This is a genomic window from Paraconexibacter sp. (assembly GCF_041602235.1).
GTDB lineage: Bacteria > Actinomycetota > Thermoleophilia > Solirubrobacterales > Solirubrobacteraceae > Paraconexibacter.
In genome coordinates this window covers 1-5,171 of record NZ_JBFIGP010000264.1, presented here as the reverse complement: position 1 = coordinate 5,171, position 5,171 = coordinate 1, and the positions used below count along the sequence as shown (strand labels likewise).

The window sequence follows — 5,171 nt, the reverse complement described above, 5'->3', positions numbered from 1 at the left end:
CGTGAGCCGCTCGCAGTCGCGACCGACCTCGACGCCCGGGGAGCGCACCGACCGCGCGGTCGGCCGCTGGCCGCTCACCGCGGTCACGTCGACGAGGTCGCGGCCGGATCCGCAGCGCACGCGGCCGACCAGGAACCCGGAGATCGCGTCGTTGCCGCTGCCCCCGTCCGCGCGCAGCTCGCCGCTGCCGCCGTCGAGGACGTCCTTGCCGCCACGACCCCGCAGGTCGTCGTCGCCGTCGTCGCCGTACAGGCGGTTGGCGCGGTTGTCCCCGCGGATGACGTCGTCCTTGGGCGAGCCGTTGACGTTCTCGAAGCCCTTCAGCGTGTCCGCCTGTCCGGTGCCGACCGCCGTGCCCGCCGCGAGGTCGATCCTCATCGCGGTCCTCGTGCCCCCGTAGGTGACCGTGTCGTTCCCGGTCCCGCCGTCGAGCGCGTCCGTGCCCGCCACGCTGGTCCCGGGGATCGGGATGTCACCGGCCACGAAGTCGTCGCCTGCCCCGGCGGCGATCGTGTCGTCGCCCGCGCCACCGACGAGCACGTCATCGGAGGCACCGCTGGAGATCGCGTCGTCGCCGTCCCCGCCCTCGACCGTGGTGATCGCGGTGGCCGGGAGGTCCAGCGCGGCGACGTCGTTGCCGTCCCCGAGCCGCACGACCACCTCGTTGACGTCGGTCGCGCACGTGACGGTGGCGGCGTCGACCGGCGCGCAGCCCGGTCCGGCCGACAGCGGCGCCCCGGTGTCGCGCACGCGGAAGCCGCCGGGGATCGCGACCACCTGCACCGCGTTGACCTCGCCGGCGGCCGCCTCGAGGACCACCGACGAGAACCCCGTGTCGACCTGGACCGTCGCTGCCCCGGCGGGCGCGGCCAGCGCGCCGCCCAGCGCAACCGTCGCGACGACCACTCCCGCCCGGATCGTGATCGCACGACCGTGTGGCCGCCCCTCCGTCGCTGCCCGCGACCGGCTGCCCTTCGTCGACACCGCTGCCCCCCTGATCGACCTCGTTGGCGTCCTGCCCTGGTCCCTAGGACTACCAGACCAGGGCCGAGGTCCGTCGCGGTCCGGTCAGCCGCAGACCGGGATGAGCTGCCCCACGAGCGGGAAGTTCAGGAGGTCGATGCCGTCGGACTTCAGCGACTTGCCGCCGCCGCAGTCCAGGGAGCCGGTCGCCCGCGGATCCAGCGCCGCGCCACCGCTCTTGCGGCCCGGGAGCCAGACCAGGCGCCGGTTCGCGACCGCCGGGTCGCTGTCGGCCCCGAGCCGGAAGTCGCTGATCGTCGGCGGGTAGGCGATCTTGTTGAGCACGAACGGCCGGTTCACCGAATCCACGAACAGGTACAGGCGCGGCACGTCCTGGCCGAGGTAGCTGAACGTCGTCCCCGGCATCCCGAAGTCGAGCGCCAGGCGGTGGAACCGCACGTTCTGGACCTGGACCGGCTGTCCGCCGTTCCCGAGGTCGATCGTCGCGTTCATCGTCGTCATCGACCCGATCGACGAGCCGTTGCCCGAGGTGCCGAGATCGTTGAAGTCCATCGACACCTGCGCCGCGTACGGGCGGTTCTGCCCGCCGGCCGTGCCCGACTGGGTCGTGTCGGGCCGCTCGCGGTAGCCGAACACGTTGGCGTTGGACCGCACGTAGTCCGACAGCGGGGACGGGAGCCGGTCCGCGGGACGACAGGCCCCGTCGGTGGCCAGGCAGGCGTCGAGCGCCCGCGCGATGTTGGTCAGCGAGAACGAGGCGGCCGGGATCGAACCGAGGTTCGTCAGGTTCAGCGAGATGCGCCCCATCGTGCCCGGCGCCGCCGCCGTGCCGTTGCGCAGCTGGAGCCGCGTCGGCTGGGCGGGCGTCACGTCGGGGTCGGGCAGCACGACCCCGACCTCGGTGTGACCGGTGGGCTTGTCGAGCACGCCGGTGACCGTGGCCGGGTCCCCGCCCTCCTGCGGCAGGCTCGCGTCCAGCGTGATCGGCTTGGTGGTCGACGGCACCTGATCCAGGACCAGGTTCACCGGGTCCAGGTTCATGCTCAGCCCCGACAGGCCGGTCAGCCGCACCGCGACGCCGAACGCCGCGGGATCCCCGTTGTAGGAGAAGAGATCGTCCGGCTGCCCGGTCGCGGGCATCGGGCTACCGCCCGCCGCCAGGCGCAGCTCGCCGATCGCCTGCCCGCCCCCGACCGTCAGGCTGGCCAGCGGCGGCTTGGGACCGGTCTGCGGCTGGTCCGGCAGGGCCAGCGTGAACGCACGCGGCACGCCGCCGAGCTCCGCCTCGATGCCGTCCGCACCCTCCAGCAGCGCCACGCCGTCCGCCTTGATGCGGATGCGTCCGACGTCGTTGCTGGCCGAGTACTCGAGCTTCGTGCCGCCGCTGGTCTCGGACCCCGCAGGATTCAGGTCCGCGAGCGCCACCCGGAAGGACGCCGGCAGGTTCTCGATGTCCGCCAGGACGTGCAGCGGCGGGGCGGGCGGGCCGTCCGGGGAGTCCAGCTTGGCGTCGACGCGGAACGGCGTGCCGGGACGCATGGTGGCCTCGAGCGCGATCGGCGCCGTGTCCACGGCCATCCGCCGCAGGTCGAACACCCGCAGCGCGAGCCCGAGCTTGCCGTCGGTCGAGTCGAGCTTGGCGCCCGCCTCGCCGTCGGGGATCACCGGGGCCTCCCGCCCCGGGCTGCTGGCCGACACGTCGATCTGCCCGATCGGCTGGTCGGTCTCGAGCAGGATCGACTCGTCGAGGTCCTGACCGATGGTGAGGGCGAACGCGGTCGGGACCGACAGCAGGTCGATCGCGAAGTCGGTGCCGCCCAGGAACAGCGGCTCGTCGCCGCCCAGGTCGACGCGGATCCGATCGACCGGCGCCGCGCCGCTGTAGGTCACGCGACCGCTGTCGAGATCCAGACCGAGGTCCAGGACGGTCGGCAGCTGGTCGATCGTCGCGCGGGCCCGCAGGCTCTGGGTGTCGATGTCGGCGGTGAACAGGCCACCCGCCGTCTCGGTCCGCAACCGGATCGCGTCGGTGAGATCCAGTCGCAGGGCCTTCAGCTCGCGCACCCGCGCGGCGAGCTCGAAGTCCTGGCCCGGGCGGTCACGCAGGATCGCGCCCTGGTCGGCCGGCATCTCCGGCTCGGGCTTGCCGTCCTCCCACGCCTGCAGCTCGATCAGCCGGATCGGCTGGTCGGCGGTGAGGGACGCTCCGCCCGAGTCCTGGGCGAAGCCGAGGGTCACGTGGGCCGGGAGCCGCTCGATCCGCGCCTTGATGCGGTCGCCGCTCCCGAGCAGCGGCTGCGCGAGGCGGGCCTGGAGCGTGAGCAGCTCGATCCCGGCGTCCTGGCCGTCGGCGTCGGCTCCGTCGAACGTGATCTGCCCGTCCTCCAGGCCGAGCCCGAGCGTGGCGTCGGCCGGCAGGTCGAGGATCTCGCCGCCGGCGTCGACGTCGTCGGTCCGCAGGCCCAGGGAGAACGGGCCGCCCCGGGTGACGGCCCGGACCTGGGTCGTCCCGCTGGTGTCGAAGCGGACCTCGCGGAGGTCGTGGACGCGCGCGGCGACGAGGAACTCGCCGCCGGTCACGTCGCGGTAGATGGCGCCGTCGCCCTCCCCGGCCGGGAGCTCCAGGTCGCCGTTGGAGGCGACCAGCTCGACCTTGCCGATGGCTCCGCCACCCTCGATCGTGACGCCGCCGCGGCCGTTGCCGGCGTCGAGCGTCGCGATGGTCCGGGCCGGGATGCCCTCGAGGGTGCCGCGCAGCGTGGTCGCGCGACCGAAGATCGGCTGGGAGCCGTCCCCGGTGAGGGTCACGCGGTCGATGCCGGTGCCCTTGCCGTCGAAGTCCAGCCGTCCGGCGTCGAGGTCGAACGTCAGGTCGAACTCGTCCGGCAGCTGGTCGACACGGGCGCTGATGGTGCGCGCCGGATCGTGGACGCGGGCCAGCAGCGGGGTGGCCGCGATCTTCGCGGAGATCGACGGGGCGTCACCGATGGTGAACGTCGCCCGCTCCAGGCCCGGGATGCGCAGGGCCGTGGACCCGACGAGGCCGTCGTCGTCGGCGTTGACGTAGGCCGGCTCGCCGTCGAGGAACCTCGGCTCGCCGTTGGCGATGCCGATCTCCGTGACGCCGAGCGCGCCGCCGGTCGTCGTGATCGTGCCGGCGCCGTCGTCCATCGCTGCGCTGAAGCCGGTGGGCACGTCGTCGAGGTTCAGGACGGCCTTCTGCCGGGTCGTCCCGGCCTCCAGCCGGGTGAACGCCGCCCGGATGCGCGAGACCGTCGCGGACGCGTTGTAGGTCGCGCTGACGTCCTCGCCGGTGCGTGCCGTCATGTTCAGGCTCGCGGGCAGATCGGTGATCGCCGCGGAGAAGGCCTCCGCCCGCAGTCCGTCGACGACGCGTCCGCTGAGGGTGGCGGGACCGACCCGGTTCTGCGCGAGGGACGCCGAGACCTCGTCGCCGACGCGGGCGGAGATGGTCGCCGTGTCGGGCGAGGCGCCGTAGTCCAGGCGGACGTCGGTCGGGTTGACCGGGACGGCGTACGTGCCGTCGAAGATCCCTGCCGTGAGGGCGATGCGGGAGCCGCGCTGCTGCTGGGCGACCGTGAGGTTGTAGGTGCCGTCGGGGCGCAGCACGGTGTCGGCGGCGGTGCTCAGCGTGAACGCGCCCGGCGCGCGATCGTGCCGCGCGTCGTAGCCGAACGCCAGGTGCGTGCGACCGAGCGTCTTGCGCGTGCGGTCGTGCAGCACCGCCTGGACCGACACCGGGAGCGTCGCCGTCTCGCCGGCAGCCCGGTTGATCGTCAGGCCGATGGAGTTGGAGCCGGTGAACGAGATCGTGCCCAGCAGGTCGGGCGTGACGTCGTCGTCGACGTTCAGCGCGGTCGGCACGCCGATGGTCGCGGGCGTCGTGCGGCTGACCGTGGTCCCGTCGGCGCGGCGGAAGGTCGTCTCGAAGCGGTACTCGAGCAGCCCGGCGCTGCAGGTGAGCGTGGCGAGACCCTGGCCGACGGTCCCGACGCCCAGCTCGCCCAGGCCGGGGGTGTTGAGGATGTCCGCCAGGCTCTGCGCCGTGGGACAGAGCAACTGCGAGGCGGTGGGCAGCAGCCCCTGGTCGCCGGAGAGCACGGCACCCGTGGACGGCAGGGCGGTCGCGGCCGTGCCCGAGACCGCGGTGCTGACCGCGGACGTCG

Annotated in this window: 2 protein-coding genes; both read right to left on the bottom strand. The window is 73.5% G+C overall.

Features of this window, described 5'->3' with window-relative positions; genetic code table 11:
- On the bottom strand, window positions 1–906 hold a 906-nt coding region (locus ABYE80_RS16690), incomplete at its 3' end, for a calcium-binding protein (RefSeq protein ID WP_372791435.1).
- 162 nt (window positions 907–1,068) lie between these two features.
- On the bottom strand, window positions 1,069–5,171 hold a 4,103-nt coding region (locus tag ABYE80_RS16685; protein ID WP_372791434.1), incomplete at its 5' end, for a hypothetical protein.